Genomic DNA, 16,563 nt, shown 5'->3' with positions numbered 1-16,563 from the left:
TCCCCAAAAACAGCCTTTAAAAAATCTCATGATGAACACCTCGTTCATCGGCCCTACTTATCTATAATGAGAGCTGAATCAATCTTTCTACTTTTAAATCTATACTATTTTGTCATCGCATGTTCTACTTTAATACAACGATCCATTATTACAGTATAGTCTTTTTCTTTTAAAAGTTTATATGTATCTTCATCTTGTACTCCTAATTGTGCCCAAAAAACATCTGCATCAATCTCTACAAATTCTTTTGCAACATCCATTAAAAACTCTGAGCGACGAAATACATTTACTATGTCAACGTGTTCCTTAATATCCTTTAGTGAAGAAACTGCCTTTTCTCCAAGCACCTCATCTACTGTTGGATTAACTGGAATAATACGGTATCCAGCATCTTGCATTGCTTTTGAAACCATATACGATGTACGTTCTGGCTTATCTGATAATCCAACAACCGCAATTGTTTTGCTTCTCTTTAACACTTCACCAATTTCCGTACGAGTTGGGTTTTCAATTGTCATAATTAATCCCTCCTATTCCTTTAGTATAGCCGATAAAGAAAGTCTCTTTCAATATGAAAGAGACTTTCTTTTATTTCGATTATTGATTCTTTGTAGCTGAATTATCTGCTAAAGTAGCCGATTTCGTCATTTTTTGACCGTTACGGTAGAATGTAACTTCTACTTTCTCGCCTACTTTTTTCTTTTCATATAAATATTTACGGAATTGAAGTGAGTTTTCTACTTTTTGATCATCTAATGCTACTACAATATCATATTGCTCTAAACCAGCTTTTTCTGCCGGTGATATTGGGTAAATTTTACCTAATACAACACCGTTTGTTACTTCTTTCGGTACTTTCAATTGATTGACTGCATAAGCTTGCACATCTTCTAACGAAACGACACCTACTCCAAGAGCTGGACGTTTTACTACTCCGTCTTTTTCAAGTGATTCAATAACTGGCTTTGCGATATTAATTGGAATAGCAAATCCAATTCCTTCAACTTCTTGCTGTGCAATTTTACTTGAATTAATCCCAATTATTTCACCATTTTGGTTAAATAATGCACCACCGCTATTACCTGGGTTAATCGCTGCATCTGTTTGAATAACTTGTGCTTGCCAATCTGGTCGTTTATCGCCATCAATATCAACTGGAATTTCACGTTCTTTACTACTAATAATGCCTTCCGTTACACTTCCATCAAATCCTAGTGGGTTACCGATTGCAATTGCTTTTTCACCCGCACGGATTTTACTTGAGTCACCTAAAGTTGCAACTTTATTCACATTAGAGCCGTCAATTTCAACAACAGCTAAATCTAACCAAGGATCTTTCCCTACTAACTTTGCATCTACCTTTTTACCATCACTTAGTTTTACAGCAAGTTTATTTGCACCATCTACTACGTGGTTGTTTGTTACAATATATGCTTTATTTCCTGCTTTTTTATAAATAACACCTGATCCTGAACCAGCTTGTTGTTCTTGACCTGTCGGTTGCATTGCAAATGGATCAACACTTTGCTGCATATTAATAACACCTACAACAACGTCTTTCGCTCCTTCAATCATACCAGGTAAATCAGTTTCATTTTTCGCTTTATTTACAACAGGAACTACAGTACCTTCTACTTTTGAATCCGAACTAAATGATGATACTGGTGCTCCATTATTTTGAGCCCATGGCATATATGGTGCTGCAAAACTAATCGAAACCGCTCCGACTACAGCTCCCACTAAACCTGTGAAGAAATAGCCTTTTTTACTACCTGATTTTCTCACTTCTCTCGTTTCACTATGCTCTTCATTTAAATTTGGTCCGTCGTAATATCCCATGTTTTATTTCCCCTCTCTGGTGAATTCGTATTTTCAGTATAGTCACGTTTTGTGTCCTTCTTGTGAACTCATCGTGAAATCCAATTAAAAAAATACTCCTATCTAACATTGTAGACAAGAAAAGTATTTTTTGTACATTCTACCTTCAAAAGAGAGTATAAAATCGCCATTTCCCTAGGCTAAATTACACAAATCGTTCTAGATTATTCTTCAAATTTATAACCAACTCGAATAACAGTACCGATATGCTTCGCTTTATCTCCTAACTTATTTCGAAGTTTTTTAATATGGGTATCAACCGTTCGGTCATCACCGTAATAGTCATATCCCCATAACTGGTCTAATAAATGTTGACGTGATAACACAATTCCTTTGTTCTCCATTAAATACACAAGAAGTTCAAATTCTTTATGTGTCAATATAATTTCTTCTCCATCTACTAAAACAGTTCTAGATAGACGATTCACTTCTATTCCAGCTAAAGACATAGCATTTTCTTCCGCTACTCCTACCGCACCATCCGCACGTTTCAATAACGTCTTTGCACGAGCTACTAATACTTTCGGGCTAAATGGTTTCGTTACATACTCGTCTGCACCTAATTCGAAACCTAGCAATGTATCATCCTCATCCGAACGCGCTGTCAACATAATAATTGGTACTGCTGATTCTTTTCTAATTCGTCTACAAACAGACCATCCATCTATTTCCGGTAACATAATATCTAACATAATTAAATCAATTTCATGCTCTGCAAATAACTCTAACGCTTTTTTCCCATCTTCTGCTTCGATTACTTCAAAGCCTTCATTACGAAAATAATCACTAACAATTTCACGTAATCTTCTTTCATCTTCAACAAGCAATACTGTTTTATTCATATAATCTATCCCGCCTTTTTACTCTTTCAATCGAATAATACGTTGATTGGAGCTTCCGCGAAATGGAAGTGTTAAATCTTTTTTCTCAATTTCAAACCTTCCATCGACTAAAACATCCCCATAATGTAACAACTCTATCATATCATTATTTTGAGAACTCTGTATCTCTTCTAACGTATAACCTGTATACATCCATAGGTTTTTTTTCAAATCTTTCACGATTTTTGCTACCTTTTTCACTTCAGCAGCTTGAAAAAATGGATCTCCACCTGAAAATGTTACATCAGTTAATGGATTACTTGCAATCTCTTTCACAATTTCTTCTACTGTCATTTCCGTTCCGTTGCAAATATTCCACGATTTCGGATTGTGGCAACCGACACAACGATGCGGACAGCCCGCAAAAAACACGACTGTCCGCAATCCTTCTCCATCTACTACACTATCATGAATAATATTCATCACTTTCATTTATGTTTCACCCGATCTATCTCTTCACTACGTTTCGCACTATTCCACTTCGACATATCTCCTACAAGATAGCCTGTTATGCGGCGAATTCTTTCTATATTAGCCTCATCTTCATTCCCGCAACTTGGACATTCATTTCCAATAACCCCGTGATAACTACAGCACTTACAACGGTCAACAGGATGATTAATTGAACCGTATCCAACGCCATGTTCTGCCATGGCTTGTACAATTTGTTTTAATGCCTTTTTGTTATGCATCGCTGCTCCGTCCAGTTCAATATACGTAATGTGTCCTCCATTACAGAGAGCATGGAACGGGCCTTCTAAACGGATTTTATTTATCGCTTGAATGTTATAATAAACTGGAATATGGAATGAATTCGTATAGTAATTATGGTTCGTTATACCGCTAATTACGCCAAATTCTTCTCTATCTTTTTTCACAAACTTTCCTGATAATCCTTCTGCTGGAGTTGCAATTATCGAGAAATTCAGTTGATGTTCTTCTGTCGCTTTATCCATTCTATCTCTCATAAAGGAAATAATTTCATACCCAAGTTTCCATGATTCTTCATCTTCCCCATGATGCTTTCCTGTTAAAGCTACTAAACATTCCGCAAGACCGATAAAACCAACACTTAACGTCCCTTGTTTTAAAATCGAAGCTACGGAGTCTTCAGGCTGCAATGTTTCTCCACCACGCCATACACCTTGTGAATATAAAAACTGAAAATCTCTTGCTCGCTTCGTACATTGATACGCAAATCTTTCTAATAACTGCTTAATTCCTAAATCTAAATAGTAGTTTAGCGCTTCAAAAAATGCTTCTTTTGAACCACTAATTAACGCTAATTTCACTAAATTGATAGACGTAAATGATAAATTCCCTCTACCAATCGCTGTTTCTTCTCCATGTATATTAGACATAACACGGGTACGACATCCCATGTAACATACTTCACTTTCTGGTCTTCCATCATAATGCACTGCATTAAACGGAGCATCTAAAAATGAAAAGTTAGGGAATAATCGCTCTGCAGTTGTCTCTAATGCTAATTCAAATAAATCGTAATTCGGATCACTTTCTTCAAAATTCACACCTTTTTTCATCTTGAAAATTTGAATCGGAAAAATTGGTGTCTCTCCTTTACCAAGTCCAGCTTGTGTTGCTTTTAATAGTTGTTTAATTAACATTCTTCCTTCTTTTGATGTATCTGTTCCGTAATTAATAGAAATAAACGGGACTTGTCCTCCGCCCCTACTATGCATACTATTCGAATTATGAACGAAAGCCTCACACGCTTGATACGTATCATTTTCCGTTTCTTTCCATGCAAATTCTTCTATTTGTTCTTTCGTAAGCGGATATGATTGTAATCGTTTTTTATGTCTCTCAATTGTTTTTCGTACATAAGGTGCTAAATCAATATCAAAGAGTGCAAACGATTGACCGCCATGCTGCATATTTTGATTCGCTTGAAAAATAATAGACGAAAGAGCCAATGCACTTTTAATGTCTTGTGGTTGTCTCATATGTCCATGTCCAGTATGAAAACCGTTAGCAAGCATTTGCGCTAACGGAATTTGCGAACAAGTCGTCGTTCCTGTCGCATAAAAATCTAAATCATGTGGATATAATATATTTTCATTTATCGCTTTTTTCACTTGATCTGACAATAAATTCTCAACAGCATAATATTTTGCACTCTCAGATGCGAACGTTCCCATTACACCCATTGGAGAGCGGCCGTCTACATTTGCATTTTCTTGCATTAAATCTTGTTCATTGCCGTGGACTATCGTCTCGAACACTTTCATTAATTCTTCTCCACGTGTATTATTTTGTAACATTTATAACCCTCCACCAATATGTTGTTGTCTTTTGATTAAAATGTTACTACATATAGTCTTGCTGTTTCTGTGAGAAATGTAACATTACTGTGAAATTTTTTTCACGAAATAATGAATTTTTCATTTACAAAAAAGAAATGTGCTCTTTACAAATGTATGGTACAATATACGGGAAAAACTCTTTTTACCCTTTATCAACACATTTGAATAAAGGAGACTGAACTTATGGTTACTACATATCTTTTATTTATCGTTGCCTACTTGCTTGGCTCGATTCCATTTGCACTAGTTGTTGGAAAAATTGGCTACGGAATCGATATTCGTGAGCACGGGAGCGGTAATCTAGGCGGAACAAACACATTCCGTACATTAGGGAAAAAAGCAGGTTTTACCGTTACAATTGCTGACATTTTAAAAGGGACATTAGCAACAAGTCTACCAATGATTTTCGGATTAGATATTCACCCACTATGGTTCGGGTTAGCGGCTGTTCTTGGACATGTCTACCCGATCTTCGCGAAATTCCGTGGTGGTAAAGCAGTTGCAACTTCTGCTGGGGTGCTATTATGCTATTCACCAGTTGTTTTTGCAATATTGGCTGTTGTATTTTTCACCCTTTTATTTACAACAAGATACGTATCACTTTCTTCTATGGTAACAGCAGTTGTTGCTGTTATTGCATCCATTGTTAGCGGGGATAAAATCTTCATTATTGCGATGTGTTTATTAGCAGGTATGGTTATTTATAAACACCGTGCAAATATCGGACGAATTATAAATAAAACTGAACCAAAAGCAAACTTTTCAAAAAAGCAAAAATAAGATCGTAACCCACATAACGCAAAAAGAAAACGTGAAGCATATTAATAGCGTCTTTTTGCGTTATTTTTTATACTAAAGAAAAAGCAACATAACTTGGAGGAACTATACATGAATCTTTCCGTAACAAAAGAAGCAGCACAATGGTATAAAACTGAATTAAACTTACAATCAAATGAAACACTACGCTTTTTCGTACAATACGGTGGTTGCAGTACTGTGCAAAAAGGACTTTCTTTAGGTATTCGTAAAGATGATCCTGCACACCCTGCTGTTCAAATTCAAGAAGAAGGTATTAACTTCTTTATTGAAGGCGATGATGAATGGTTCTTCGATGGACATAATTTATCTGTTACACTTAATGAAGGTGACGACTTCCCACAATTTAATTATGAAAAATAAAAAAGCGCGGCTTCTGCCACGCTTTTTTATTTTTTCTTAATTTCCTCATATTTCGCATACCACTCAGGATATAACTTTTTAAATGATACAGGGCGGAATCCTTCTTTTTTCGCACAAATATTCGTCGTACTTGCAGTAATACAAAGATCACCATCACCATTATATATTTCATATCCATATACAACGCGAAGCGGGCTCACAGTATCTACCCATGTTTTTACGATTGCCTTTTCTCCATAACGCATCGCTTTACGATATGAAATTTGTAAATCTAACACAGGAGAAATAATTCCTTCTTTCTCCATTTCAACATATGAAAAACCTAAATCTTGTATAAGTTTCGTGCGACCTAACTCAAGCCACACTAAGTAGTTTGAATGGTAAACAACACCCATTTGATCTGTTTCCGCATAACGGATTTCAACTTCATGTTCTGCTACAAACATATGTATTCGCCTTCTTTCACTTCTGCTACCTTGCATACATTTAATCATAATACAGTGACATCAAAAATAAAATAAAAACAGTGAATCTTTTACTGAAAGGAGCCAGCATATGATTCAAATTGTAACTGTTCGTAGTGGTGATAGCGTATATAGCTTGGCATCAAAATATGGATCAACACCTGACGAAATAGTAAAAGACAATGGACTAAATCCAGCTGAAACGCTCGTTGTTGGTCAGGCACTTATCGTTAATACGAAAGGAAATAATTATTATGTACAGCCTGGTGACAGCCTATATCGAATTTCTCAAACATATAATGTCCCCCTCGCTAGTTTAGCTAAAGTTAATAATTTATCTTTAAAATCTATTCTCCATGTCGGACAACAATTATATGTACCAAAAGGCACAAAACGAGCTGTAGAATCCATCGCTTATTTACAACCTTCAACTATACCGATTAAAGAGAGTTTAGTTAATGCGACACGCGCCATCAATCCATTTTTAACATACTTAGCCTATTTTAGTTTTGAGGCAAAAAGAGATGGCACATTAAAAGAACCTACTGAAACAGCTAAAATTGCTAATATTGCAACGCAAGGTAAAACAATCCCTATGCTCGTTATTACAAATATTGAAAATGGTAATTTCAGTGCCGATCTAACATCAGTTATTTTACGCGACGCAACGATTCAAAACAAATTCATTACTAACATTTTGCAAACAGCTCAAAAATATGGCATGCGAGACATTCATTTCGATTTCGAGAGTGTAGCACCTGAAGACCGCGAGGCGTATAATCGCTTTTTACGAAATGTAAAAACACGCTTACCTAGCGGGTACACATTGAGCACAACTCTCGTACCGAAAACAAGTTCAAATCAAAAGGGAAAATTTTTCGAAGCTCACGATTATAAAGCGCAAGGGCAAATTGTTGATTTCGTCGTCATTATGACATATGACTGGGGATGGCAAGGCGGTCCACCGATGGCGATTTCTCCTATCGGTCCAGTGAAAGAAGTACTTCAATATGCAAAATCTCAAATGCCTCCACAAAAAATTATGATGGGGCAAAATTTATACGGGTTTGATTGGAAGCTTCCATTTAAACAAGGAAATCCACCCGCAAAAGCAATTAGCTCTGTCGCAGCTGTTGCACTAGCTCGTAAATATAATGTTCCTATTCGTTATGATTTCACAGCCCAAGCTCCTCATTTTAATTACTTTGATGAAAACGGCGTGCAACACGAAGTTTGGTTTGAAGATTCACGGTCTGTTCAAAGTAAATTCAATTTAATGAAAGAACAAGGTATAGGCGGTATTAGTTACTGGAAAATCGGTTTACCATTCCCGCAAAATTGGCGTTTACTCGTTGAAAATTTTACGATTACGAAAAAAGGCTGACAAAAGTCAGCCCTTTTTTTCATATTACTGCTAAAAACTCATCTTTCATTTCCTCACAAAAAAGAAGAATGATAACATTCTCCTTTTTAACCGTTATCAACAATCGGTTGTTTACCTGTTTGATCTTGCATTTGCTTTCCTTTATTTCCACCAGCTTTTTTCGATTGTGTTCCAATATGATTTGGTGCAAAGTCTTTTGAATTTTTTTTCGGATTACCCATTACTATCGCCTCCTTAACACTAGTATCGTACTAGCGTTAAGAATTATTCAGCTTGCTTAAAAAGTTTCATTTCATAACGTTTTTCGATGCGCTCTTCAATGCGATCAATTGCATCACGATCGCTTAATAATTGTTGTTTATTTTCATTTACAAGTTCTTCAAACGATTTACGGCGACTTCTTCTCATGTTGTTCACCCTCTCTCCTTCACTTTCTTATTACATAGTATGAGCAAACGAAAAACTCTTTAATCAGATTTGTAAGAAAATTTTATGTTTTGGTACTCCTAAAAAAACTCCGTGTACAATATATTGCACACGGAGTTTTTCATACCATAATATTTAAATACTCTTTCAACTTTTCATCTGCATTCATTTCATTTTCTTTATAATCATGAAGCGCCTGTAATACAAAATCATACTGCTCTAAAATATAACTTTCTAATTTCATAACATCCTCTAAGCTATTAAGCATAATTCTCGTATTACCAACTTCACTTTTTAACGCCGGTTCACATTTTAAACTTGTACATATTTCTTTCACATCTTCTTCTAATATCTCTGTTAATACATATTTCTTTCGCCCTTTTACCTTTAATCTCATAACTGGATAAAAAGCTTTTATATCTAAATAACTTCCTACGTTCATACAACGTAGCCATTCTACATTACGTTTATTACGTGCAAGCATTTCTTTCACCGCTTCGTATACTACGATTTCATCAAGTGAGACCTTATTTACTTTTCTCTGTCCTTCTTCTTCAATAGCTGCACACTTTTGATAAACAGCAGCACACGTAATGCAATCGTCAAATGCATTATGAGAGCTTAAACGAATTCCAAGCATTCGCTTTAACGTTTCAAGTTTATGATTAGGCGCATGCTTCATGTATTTCTTCGCTAAAAATACAGTATCAATTACTTTATTTTTAGGTTCAGGTAGCCCTAGCATATTTACATTACTTTTCAAAAAGCGCATATCAAAAGAAGCATTATGGGCCACAATAACATTTGTATGTAAAAATGCTAAAAATAAAGGTAATACCTCTTCAATCGTCGGTGCATCTGAAACACGATAATTGGTAATACCGGTTAAACTCGTTATTCGGTCCGGAATTGGTCGCTCTGGATTCACGTATGAAACAAATTGATCTACCAGTTCATGATTACGATATTTCACCGCTGCAACTTGAATAATTTTATCATTATAAGGGTTAAATCCTGTTGTTTCAAAATCAATTACAACATAATCTAACGGTAAGGATACATTCCCCACTCCATACACTCCTTTATCTCTAAACGATTATATTTCTTACATCATATCATGAAGTTATTACTACTTGAAAAAGAAAAGGCAGAAATGGGAACTCTCCACCTCTACCTTTTCACCATTATTTTAATTTAGCAACCCTTTTCTCCATCTCTTTTTGCGTCATCGGCCCAATAAACTTATCTTGAATGACACCTTTTGTATCTATAAAATACGAAGTTGGAATCGTAATTACTTTATACGCTGTTGTCACATCAATGTTCTTGTCCAATAAAATAGGAAAAGTAATTCCTTTTTCTTTAGCAAAATTGCTTACCTTTTCTTCCCCCCCACCTTTTTCTGAAGGCGTATAGTTGATTGCTAAAATTTCTACGTTTTCTTTATGTTCTTTATAGAAAGCCTCCATATCCGGCATTTCTTGTTGGCAAGGTCCACACCACGTTGCCCAAAAGTTTAAAATCACTTTCTTTCCTTTTAAATCTGATAGCTTTACATTCGTTCCATCTAACTTCGTTAATTCGAAGTCTGGCGCATTCTTCCCTATTTCAATACCATTACTTGCAATCATCTCTTTCATAGCAGCTTCACTTTGTTCTTGCTCCCCTTGTACCATCTGCTCTTTTTTACCAAACTGTTCATAAGCTGCATATCCCGCTAAACAAAGTAACACTACAATAATCGTAAGCTTCCGCCACATGTTATATCACCCTAACGTATTTATCTTCTTATAACTTAATTACTCAAATACTATATACCTTATTTTAGCTTATACGGACAAGCTTGGAAATATTCAGAGTCGAAATAATTAGAATATTCTCATTTGAAGTGTAATCTTTTCCTTTTTATCATATAATTAGAAAAACAGATGAAGTGTTGTTTATCTTCTTATGGGCCCATTCACCTTTTTACTTTCGTAGTTATATAAACTTCAACAAAAGGGGGATTTTTTATGAATTCATTCGAAAAAATAACATTATATATTCTTAGTTTTCTTTTATACCCAATCGGTATTATTACATGGATCATTTCACTCTTTAGTAACGATCTTGAAAAAAAGAAAGTAGGGCGTATTTGTCTTTACATTTCTCTAGTCTCATTCGTCCTTTTCTTAATCCTTGGAATTGCAACTTTCCTTATGACTGCTACTTTTAACGTAGATCTAAATCATTCAGAATCTATCCAATATCAAATAAATGATATTGAATAAAGATAAGGGCACTGCTCTTATCTTTATTCACATCTCTTTCAAAATGAATGACTATTTATTAATTTTTCAGGACTTCCACATGCAACAATACTTCCTTCTCTCATTATGACAACATGATCCGCTAGTATCACTTTCTCTACATCATGTGTTGCCACAATTCTCGTTACATCTCTTCCTAGTCCTTCAATCATATTCCAAACAGTTTCTTGATTACTCGGATCTAACCCCGCAGTCGGTTCATCTAAAATAATAAGATTCGGATTTGAACCAATCGCTCGTAATAATGCAAGACGTTTTCTTTCTCCTCCCGAAAGCTCTTCTCCACTTTTATGTAGTACAGTTTGAATCCCCTTAGGTAAATCTCTAATTATCGGCTTCATATTTATAAGGTCAATATTTTTTTCTAATTCGTTTTCTAAATACTCCTCCCGGAAATACATATTCTCTTTTACTGTCGTCCGAAAGAAACGAGGTTCTTGCCACACTGTAGTCATTCGAGCCTTTTGACCATAATAAACAACACTACCGTTAGATGGTTTATACAAACCTGTCATTAATTTTAAAAGTGTTGTTTTTCCTGCACCACTTTCTCCGACAATGATAACGAATTCACCAGGATTAATTTGCAAATCAATATTATTAATTCTACATTTCTCTTCTTCACTCTCCTGAAATGAAACATTTGTTATTATCATCCCCATCGCTCTTTCTACATTACTATCTGCCACTCTTTTATCTAAAAAGGAAAAAACTCTATTTGCCGAAGCGACTGCAACTTGTGTCATCATTAATAAATCGCCCACGTAACGGACTGGGAAAAAGAGCATTTCAATTGTAGCTAACACTGCAACAAGTGAACCAACTTCCATTTCCCCTTTCATTATTTTTTGTGCGCCTACAATGAGAACAACGATATATGCTCCTGTTTCAATCACTGTTCCAACTACTCCAATGCAATGTTGCATCATCGTCTTCTTTACTTCCGATTTATAAGATTGTGCCGTTACTCCTTTAAATAAGCGAATGGCCCATTTTTCTTTTTGTACACTACGTAAATCTTGTATACCCTTTACAAACTGTGACACCATCTCTACAACACTCGATTGATTTTTTTGAGCAATGCTTGCAATATCCCTTACCTTTTCTCCCATCAGTATTGGAACAATTGCACTGAAAAATAAAAACGGAGTTACCCACAATATAAACTGTATATCTATATGTTGTAGTGCTATGAAAGCTCCAATAAATTGGGCAATAGCGTGTATATACTCTATTAATATAGAACCATATAATCTGACCCAGTTCGGAATATCAGATACGACCAAAGTTTCTAACTCCCCTTGCTTAATCTTCTCACTCTCTTCAAACGGTAATGAGAAATAGTGACGCAATAATTCTATACGTTTCGTTTGTAATATACGTTGACTGGCTTTTGAGCTTATATAATCAAATAAAAGATTGTTCGTCCACATTAAAAAGCGAATACCCGCAAACAAAGCTATATATAAATACGCACCTTTTAGCTCCCTTTGAATAAGATTGTCTACAATTAATCCCATGAAAATTGGGCGTGATAAATTTAAAATAGCAGCAATTATCCCACTACATACAGCTGCCATTACTAATATTTTCTCTTTTCGTAACGGCCACAATATTCTTTTATATTCTTTCATGACGTTCCCTCCACTTTTCGTAGTAAAAAGAAAGGGATGAAACCATATGGTTTCATCCCTTTCCATAAAATAAGGAAGCTAACTATTGTTAGCTTCCTTATTTTTCATTTCAATTATTTAGTTTGACACTTTTGACTCTTCGATTTTCTCACGAAGAACCATTTGCAGAATACCACCGTGACGGTAGTAGTCAATTTCTACTTCACTATCGAAACGAGCTACTACTTCAAATTGTTTTTCGTTGCCATCTAAATCAGTTGCAACTACTTTTACAAGATCGCGCGGTCTAACTGTTTTGTCAATTTGAATTTCAAATGACTCGTTACCAACAAGACCTAACGTTTCAGCACTTTCGCCATCTTTAAATTGAAGTGGTAATACACCCATTAACACTAAGTTACTGCGGTGAATACGTTCGAAGCTTTCTGCGATTACTGCTTTAATACCTAATAAGTTAGTACCTTTCGCAGCCCAGTCACGAGAACTTCCCATACCGTAATCTTTACCAGCAACAACTAGAAGACCTGTTCCATCTTCTTTATATTTCATAGCAGCATCATAGATTGATGTTACTTCACCAGTTGGCCAATATGTTGTATATCCACCTTCTGTTCCTGGTGCGATTTGGTTTTTAATACGGATGTTTGCAAATGTACCACGCATCATAACTTCATGGTTACCACGACGAGAACCGTAAGAGTTAAAGTCAACTGGTTGTACGCCGTTTTCTAATAAGTAGCGTCCAGCTGGTGTGTGCTTACCAATTGAACCTGCTGGTGAAATGTGGTCTGTCGTTACAGAATCACCAAATTTACCAACTATGCGTAAACCTGATAACGTTTCAACTTCACCTGGCTCTTTAGATAAACCTTCAAAGAATGGTGGGTTTTGAATGTATGTTGAATCATTATCCCAAGTATATAAAGCTTCGTTTGAAGTTTGGATTTCATTCCAACGCTCATTGCTGTTAAATACTTGTGCATATTCTTTCTTGAACAGTTCAGATGTAACAACACTTTGAACTACATCTTCAATTTCTTTAGCTGATGGCCAAATATCGTTGAAGTAAACAGCATTGCCATTTGCATCTTTACCGATTTCATCATTTTTCAGGTCAATATCAACAGTACCTGCAAGTGCATATGCCACAACAAGTGGTGGTGATGCTAAGTAGTTTGCTTTTACAAGAGGATGAATACGACCTTCAAAGTTACGGTTACCAGATAAAACAGATGTTACTAGTAAGTCGTTTGCTGCGATTGCTTCTTCTAATTCTGGCGCTAATGGACCAGAGTTACCGATACAAGTCGTACAGCCGTAACCAACTGTTTGGAAACCTAATTGGTCTAAATATGTTGTTAAACCTGATTTATCTAAGTACTCAGTAACAACTTTAGATCCTGGTGCTAATGATGTTTTTACGTACTCAGGTACTACAAGTCCTTTTTCAATTGCTTTCTTCGCAACTAGACCTGCCCCGATTAATACGTATGGGTTTGATGTATTTGTACAGCTTGTAATTGCAGCGATTGCAATTGCACCTGTTTTCATCGTTACTTCTTTATCTTCTAATGTAACCTTCACTTCTTTATCGAACTCTTGCTCATTAAATCCAAGTCCTTGTGTTCCAACTGGTGCTAAAACAGCTTTGTGGAACGCATCTTTCATATCTGAAAGTGGAATTAAATCTTGTGGGCGTTTCGGTCCAGAAAGGTTAGATTCGATTGTATTTAAATCAATTTCAACAAGATCAGTGTAGATTGGATCTTTACTGTCTGCTGTATAGAATAAACCGTTCGCTTTACAGTATTCTTCAACAATACGAATTTGCTCTTCATCTCTACCTGTTAAACGTAAGTATTCTAATGAAATATCATCGATTGGGAAGAATCCACAAGTTGCGCCGTATTCTGGTGCCATATTTGAAATTGTTGCACGGTCAGCTAAAGGCATGCTCTTTAGTCCATTACCGAAGAACTCAACAAATTTACCAACTACACCTTTTTGACGTAATACTTGTGTTACTTTTAATGCAACGTCTGTTGCTGTAGTACCACTTGGAAGTGTGCCAGTTAATTTCACACCGATTACTTCAGGTACTGGGAAGTATGAAGGCTGTCCAAGCATTCCTGCTTCTGCTTCAATACCACCAACGCCCCATCCAAGAACGCCGATACCGTTAATCATTGTTGTATGCGAGTCTGTTCCAACTAATGAATCTGGGTATGCAACTAAGTCACCTTCAGCATTTTTCACAGCATGAACAACTGGTGCTAAATATTCAAGGTTTACTTGGTGTACAATGCCTGTAGCTGGTGGAACTGCACGGTAGTTATCAAATGATTTTTGTGCCCAGCTTAAAAATTTATAACGTTCTTCATTACGTTTAAACTCTAAGTCCATGTTGAATGCAAGCGCGTCTGCCGTACCCGCTCTATCAACCTGTACAGAGTGGTCAATTACAAGGTCTACAGTAATTTCAGGATTAATTTTGTCAGGATCCCCACCCATGTCTGCCATTGCTTTACGAAGCGAAGCCAAATCAACAACAGCTGGAACACCAGTGAAATCTTGTAAAATTACACGAGATGGTTTAAATGGAACATCGATATCTTGCACATCTTTCGTTCCCCATTTCGCTAAATTTGTAACATGCTCTTCTGTGATTACACGTCCGTCTACTTGACGAAGTACTGATTCAAGTAAAACTTTCACGGAATATGGTAATTGAGATACGTTGCCAACCCCTGCATTTTCAAGCGCTTTCAAATCATAATAATGATACGTTTTTCCATCTACTTCAAAAGTTGCACGTGATTGAAATGGATTATGTTTGACCATTATGTTTCCCCCCTGTTAAACGTGACTAAGTTGTCTGAATATAAAATGTAGACAAACTTTTCAATACCTTACGATAATATCTTATTACAACTTTCTAAATAAGTAAATAATAAGAAACTTATAGATTATCATAAGTTTTCTTTATGTTTCTAAATTTGAATAGCTTTCATGCTCCTTATGAATACTATTATCATAAAGTAAAGTGCTCTATCAGCGGTTTACTTACAGTTCATACATACTATGAACTGCTCATCATTCAACATACAAAAAATGTTATAGGGGTGAAATAAAATGGGTAAAAGAAAAGCAAATCATACTATTTCAGGAATGAATGCTGCATCTGCACAAGGACAAGGAACTGGTTACAATGAAGAATTTGCAAACGAGCCTTTAACTCCAGCAGAGCGACAAAATAATAAGAAACGTAAAAAGAACCAGTAAAGAAAAATCCCAAAAGGTCTATTTTCCTTTTGGGATTTCTTCTAATGTTTATAACGTAGTAATTCCGAAACCGTTACAAATCGATAGCCCTGTTTTTTCAGCTCAGGTAAAATTTTTGCTAGCGCTGCTACCGTTTGACTACGATCATTCCCTCCATCATGTAACAATACAATATCGCCACTTTTAGCATTTTTCACTACATGATTTACAATGGATTCAACCCCTGGATTTGCCCAATCACGCGGGTCTTGATGCCACGACCATAGAACGGTTTGATAGCCAGCCTCTTTCGCTGTTTTAAATACAGCATCGTTAATATATCCGCCAGGAGGACGGAATAGCAAAGGTTCTTTCACCCATTTTTCAAAAAATTTCTTTCCATCTAAAATATCATTTTCTAATTTTTCATCTGACGAATTACTTGCGTACAAATGATTCATCGTATGATTTCCAATTTCATGTCCCTCTTTTAACACTTGCTTCACTAAATATGGATTACGCTGAACTCGAAATCCAATCATAAAAAATGTCGCTTCCGCCTTATATTGACGTAATAAATCTAAAACTTGTGGTGTATACGTTGGATCTGGCCCATCATCAAATGTAATTGCAATAATTTTTTCATTATTAGGTACTTCCCATGTTACATAACCAGTTGGTTCTAACTCTTTTCTGAGCAACATTTTCGCTTCCACTTTTTCCACTTGAAATATATGTACTGCACATAGCAAAGAAAAAACTAATAGAAAAATTTTCTGTTTTAGCATAACGTTCACTAAAGCAGCAAGGTTGTCGAATA

18 protein-coding genes are annotated in these 16,563 nt (G+C 35.8%); 5 read left to right on the top strand and 13 right to left on the bottom strand.

Annotation, left to right across the window (positions count from 1 at the left end):
- Positions 1-104: 104 nt before the first annotated feature.
- The 5 genes from BM089_RS16075 to BM089_RS16055 all read right to left on the bottom strand — a co-directional run bounded on the left by BM089_RS16075 (position 105) and on the right by BM089_RS16055 (position 5,044).
- Positions 105-518: a CoA-binding protein gene (locus BM089_RS16075; RefSeq protein ID WP_000151397.1), complete on the bottom strand. Its 414-nt coding sequence runs from the start codon at positions 516-518 to the stop codon at positions 105-107.
- A gap of 79 nt (positions 519-597) precedes the next feature.
- Positions 598-1,839: a S1C family serine protease gene (locus BM089_RS16070; RefSeq protein ID WP_000542643.1), complete on the bottom strand. Its 1,242-nt coding sequence runs from the start codon at positions 1,837-1,839 to the stop codon at positions 598-600.
- Positions 1,840-2,042: 203 nt separating this feature from the next.
- Positions 2,043-2,720 carry a response regulator transcription factor gene (locus BM089_RS16065; protein ID WP_001044679.1) on the bottom strand — a complete coding sequence of 226 codons (678 nt, stop codon included), beginning with the start codon at positions 2,718-2,720 and terminating at the stop codon, positions 2,043-2,045.
- 18 nt (positions 2,721-2,738) lie between these two features.
- Positions 2,739-3,191 carry an anaerobic ribonucleoside-triphosphate reductase activating protein gene (gene nrdG / locus BM089_RS16060; RefSeq protein WP_000867078.1) on the bottom strand — a complete coding sequence of 151 codons (453 nt, stop codon included), beginning with the start codon at positions 3,189-3,191 and terminating at the stop codon, positions 2,739-2,741.
- Positions 3,188-5,044, bottom strand: coding sequence for an anaerobic ribonucleoside triphosphate reductase (locus BM089_RS16055; protein ID WP_090977391.1), 1,857 nt, complete (start codon positions 5,042-5,044; stop codon positions 3,188-3,190). The genes nrdG and BM089_RS16055 overlap by 4 nt, the downstream gene beginning before the upstream one ends.
- Before the next feature lie 225 nt (positions 5,045-5,269).
- Here BM089_RS16055 and plsY point away from each other — a divergent pair, with 225 nt between their 5' ends.
- A complete protein-coding gene (plsY, locus tag BM089_RS16050) occupies positions 5,270-5,866 on the top strand; it encodes a glycerol-3-phosphate 1-O-acyltransferase PlsY (protein WP_000258974.1) in 597 nt (198 codons plus the stop codon).
- Between the two features lie 108 nt (positions 5,867-5,974).
- Positions 5,975-6,265: a HesB/YadR/YfhF family protein gene (locus tag BM089_RS16045; protein WP_001054455.1), complete on the top strand. Its 291-nt coding sequence runs from the start codon at positions 5,975-5,977 to the stop codon at positions 6,263-6,265.
- 26 nt (positions 6,266-6,291) lie between these two features.
- Here the strand turns inward: BM089_RS16045 and BM089_RS16040 are convergent, their stop codons facing one another.
- Positions 6,292-6,711 (bottom strand): acyl-CoA thioesterase, encoded by a 420-nt coding sequence (locus tag BM089_RS16040; protein ID WP_000495808.1) that lies wholly within the window; start codon positions 6,709-6,711, stop codon positions 6,292-6,294.
- Positions 6,712-6,820: 109 nt separating this feature from the next.
- On the opposite strand from BM089_RS16040, the gene BM089_RS16035 reads away from it, so the two are divergent.
- On the top strand, positions 6,821-8,113 hold the full coding sequence (locus tag BM089_RS16035; RefSeq protein ID WP_000614858.1) for a glycoside hydrolase family 18 protein: 1,293 nt from the start codon (positions 6,821-6,823) through the stop codon (positions 8,111-8,113).
- 86 nt (positions 8,114-8,199) lie between these two features.
- Here the strand turns inward: BM089_RS16035 and sspN are convergent, their stop codons facing one another.
- The 4 genes from sspN to BM089_RS16015 form a co-directional block, all read right to left on the bottom strand.
- Complete coding sequence (gene sspN, locus BM089_RS16030; protein ID WP_000527987.1) at positions 8,200-8,334, bottom strand: acid-soluble spore protein SspN; 135 nt, start codon at positions 8,332-8,334, stop codon at positions 8,200-8,202.
- 43 nt (positions 8,335-8,377) lie between these two features.
- Entirely contained in the window at positions 8,378-8,521 is a 144-nt protein-coding gene (locus BM089_RS16025; protein ID WP_001254699.1) for an FbpB family small basic protein, read from the bottom strand.
- Between the two features lie 139 nt (positions 8,522-8,660).
- The gene (locus tag BM089_RS16020) at positions 8,661-9,608 is read right to left on the bottom strand and encodes a 3'-5' exonuclease (protein WP_065229193.1); all 948 of its coding nucleotides are present in this window, start codon (positions 9,606-9,608) and stop codon (positions 8,661-8,663) included.
- A gap of 115 nt (positions 9,609-9,723) precedes the next feature.
- Positions 9,724-10,299, bottom strand: coding sequence for a TlpA family protein disulfide reductase (locus BM089_RS16015; protein WP_090977389.1), 576 nt, complete (start codon positions 10,297-10,299; stop codon positions 9,724-9,726).
- Positions 10,300-10,551: 252 nt separating this feature from the next.
- On the opposite strand from BM089_RS16015, the gene BM089_RS16010 reads away from it, so the two are divergent.
- On the top strand, positions 10,552-10,809 hold the full coding sequence (locus tag BM089_RS16010) for a hypothetical protein (protein WP_001083875.1): 258 nt from the start codon (positions 10,552-10,554) through the stop codon (positions 10,807-10,809).
- A gap of 38 nt (positions 10,810-10,847) precedes the next feature.
- Here BM089_RS16010 and BM089_RS16005 read toward each other — a convergent pair whose 3' ends face one another.
- Together BM089_RS16005 and acnA are read right to left on the bottom strand one after the other, a co-directional pair.
- Entirely contained in the window at positions 10,848-12,482 is a 1,635-nt protein-coding gene (locus BM089_RS16005) for an ABC transporter ATP-binding protein (RefSeq protein WP_086387325.1), read from the bottom strand.
- 117 nt (positions 12,483-12,599) lie between these two features.
- On the bottom strand, positions 12,600-15,323 hold the full coding sequence (acnA, locus tag BM089_RS16000; RefSeq protein ID WP_023522726.1) for an aconitate hydratase AcnA: 2,724 nt from the start codon (positions 15,321-15,323) through the stop codon (positions 12,600-12,602).
- 291 nt (positions 15,324-15,614) lie between these two features.
- Between acnA and sspO the strand changes: the two genes are divergently transcribed.
- A complete protein-coding gene (gene sspO, locus BM089_RS15995; RefSeq protein ID WP_000518057.1) occupies positions 15,615-15,764 on the top strand; it encodes an acid-soluble spore protein SspO in 150 nt (49 codons plus the stop codon).
- Positions 15,765-15,805: 41 nt separating this feature from the next.
- Here sspO and pdaB read toward each other — a convergent pair whose 3' ends face one another.
- A complete protein-coding gene (pdaB, locus tag BM089_RS15990) occupies positions 15,806-16,531 on the bottom strand; it encodes a polysaccharide deacetylase family sporulation protein PdaB (protein ID WP_061665781.1) in 726 nt (241 codons plus the stop codon).
- Between the last annotated feature and the right edge of the window lie 32 nt (positions 16,532-16,563).

The sequence above is a fragment of the Bacillus sp. 5mfcol3.1 genome (assembly GCF_900114335.1).
Classification (GTDB): domain Bacteria; phylum Bacillota; class Bacilli; order Bacillales; family Bacillaceae_G; genus Bacillus_A; species Bacillus_A thuringiensis_S.
Note: the sequence above shows the minus strand (reverse complement) of the source record. Positions and strands in the feature narration are given on the sequence as shown.

Bases quoted from the DNA above. Each gene is read 5' to 3' on its own strand.
- BM089_RS16075 (WP_000151397.1), bottom strand. From the start codon at position 518: ATGACAATTGAAAACCCAACTCGTACGGAAATTGGTGAAGTGTTAAAG.
- BM089_RS16070 (WP_000542643.1), bottom strand. From the start codon at position 1,839: ATGGGATATTACGACGGACCAAATTTAAATGAAGAGCATAGTGAAACG.
- BM089_RS16065 (WP_001044679.1), bottom strand. From the start codon at position 2,720: ATGAATAAAACAGTATTGCTTGTTGAAGATGAAAGAAGATTACGTGAA.
- nrdG (WP_000867078.1), bottom strand. From the start codon at position 3,191: ATGAAAGTGATGAATATTATTCATGATAGTGTAGTAGATGGAGAAGGA.
- BM089_RS16055 (WP_090977391.1), bottom strand. From the start codon at position 5,044: ATGTTACAAAATAATACACGTGGAGAAGAATTAATGAAAGTGTTCGAG.
- plsY (WP_000258974.1), top strand. From the start codon at position 5,270: ATGGTTACTACATATCTTTTATTTATCGTTGCCTACTTGCTTGGCTCG.
- BM089_RS16045 (WP_001054455.1), top strand. From the start codon at position 5,975: ATGAATCTTTCCGTAACAAAAGAAGCAGCACAATGGTATAAAACTGAA.
- BM089_RS16040 (WP_000495808.1), bottom strand. From the start codon at position 6,711: ATGTTTGTAGCAGAACATGAAGTTGAAATCCGTTATGCGGAAACAGAT.
- BM089_RS16035 (WP_000614858.1), top strand. From the start codon at position 6,821: ATGATTCAAATTGTAACTGTTCGTAGTGGTGATAGCGTATATAGCTTG.
- sspN (WP_000527987.1), bottom strand. From the start codon at position 8,334: ATGGGTAATCCGAAAAAAAATTCAAAAGACTTTGCACCAAATCATATT.
- BM089_RS16025 (WP_001254699.1), bottom strand. From the start codon at position 8,521: ATGAGAAGAAGTCGCCGTAAATCGTTTGAAGAACTTGTAAATGAAAAT.
- BM089_RS16015 (WP_090977389.1), bottom strand. From the start codon at position 10,299: ATGTGGCGGAAGCTTACGATTATTGTAGTGTTACTTTGTTTAGCGGGA.
- BM089_RS16010 (WP_001083875.1), top strand. From the start codon at position 10,552: ATGAATTCATTCGAAAAAATAACATTATATATTCTTAGTTTTCTTTTA.
- BM089_RS16005 (WP_086387325.1), bottom strand. From the start codon at position 12,482: ATGAAAGAATATAAAAGAATATTGTGGCCGTTACGAAAAGAGAAAATA.
- acnA (WP_023522726.1), bottom strand. From the start codon at position 15,323: ATGGTCAAACATAATCCATTTCAATCACGTGCAACTTTTGAAGTAGAT.
- sspO (WP_000518057.1), top strand. From the start codon at position 15,615: ATGGGTAAAAGAAAAGCAAATCATACTATTTCAGGAATGAATGCTGCA.
- pdaB (WP_061665781.1), bottom strand. From the start codon at position 16,531: ATGCTAAAACAGAAAATTTTTCTATTAGTTTTTTCTTTGCTATGTGCA.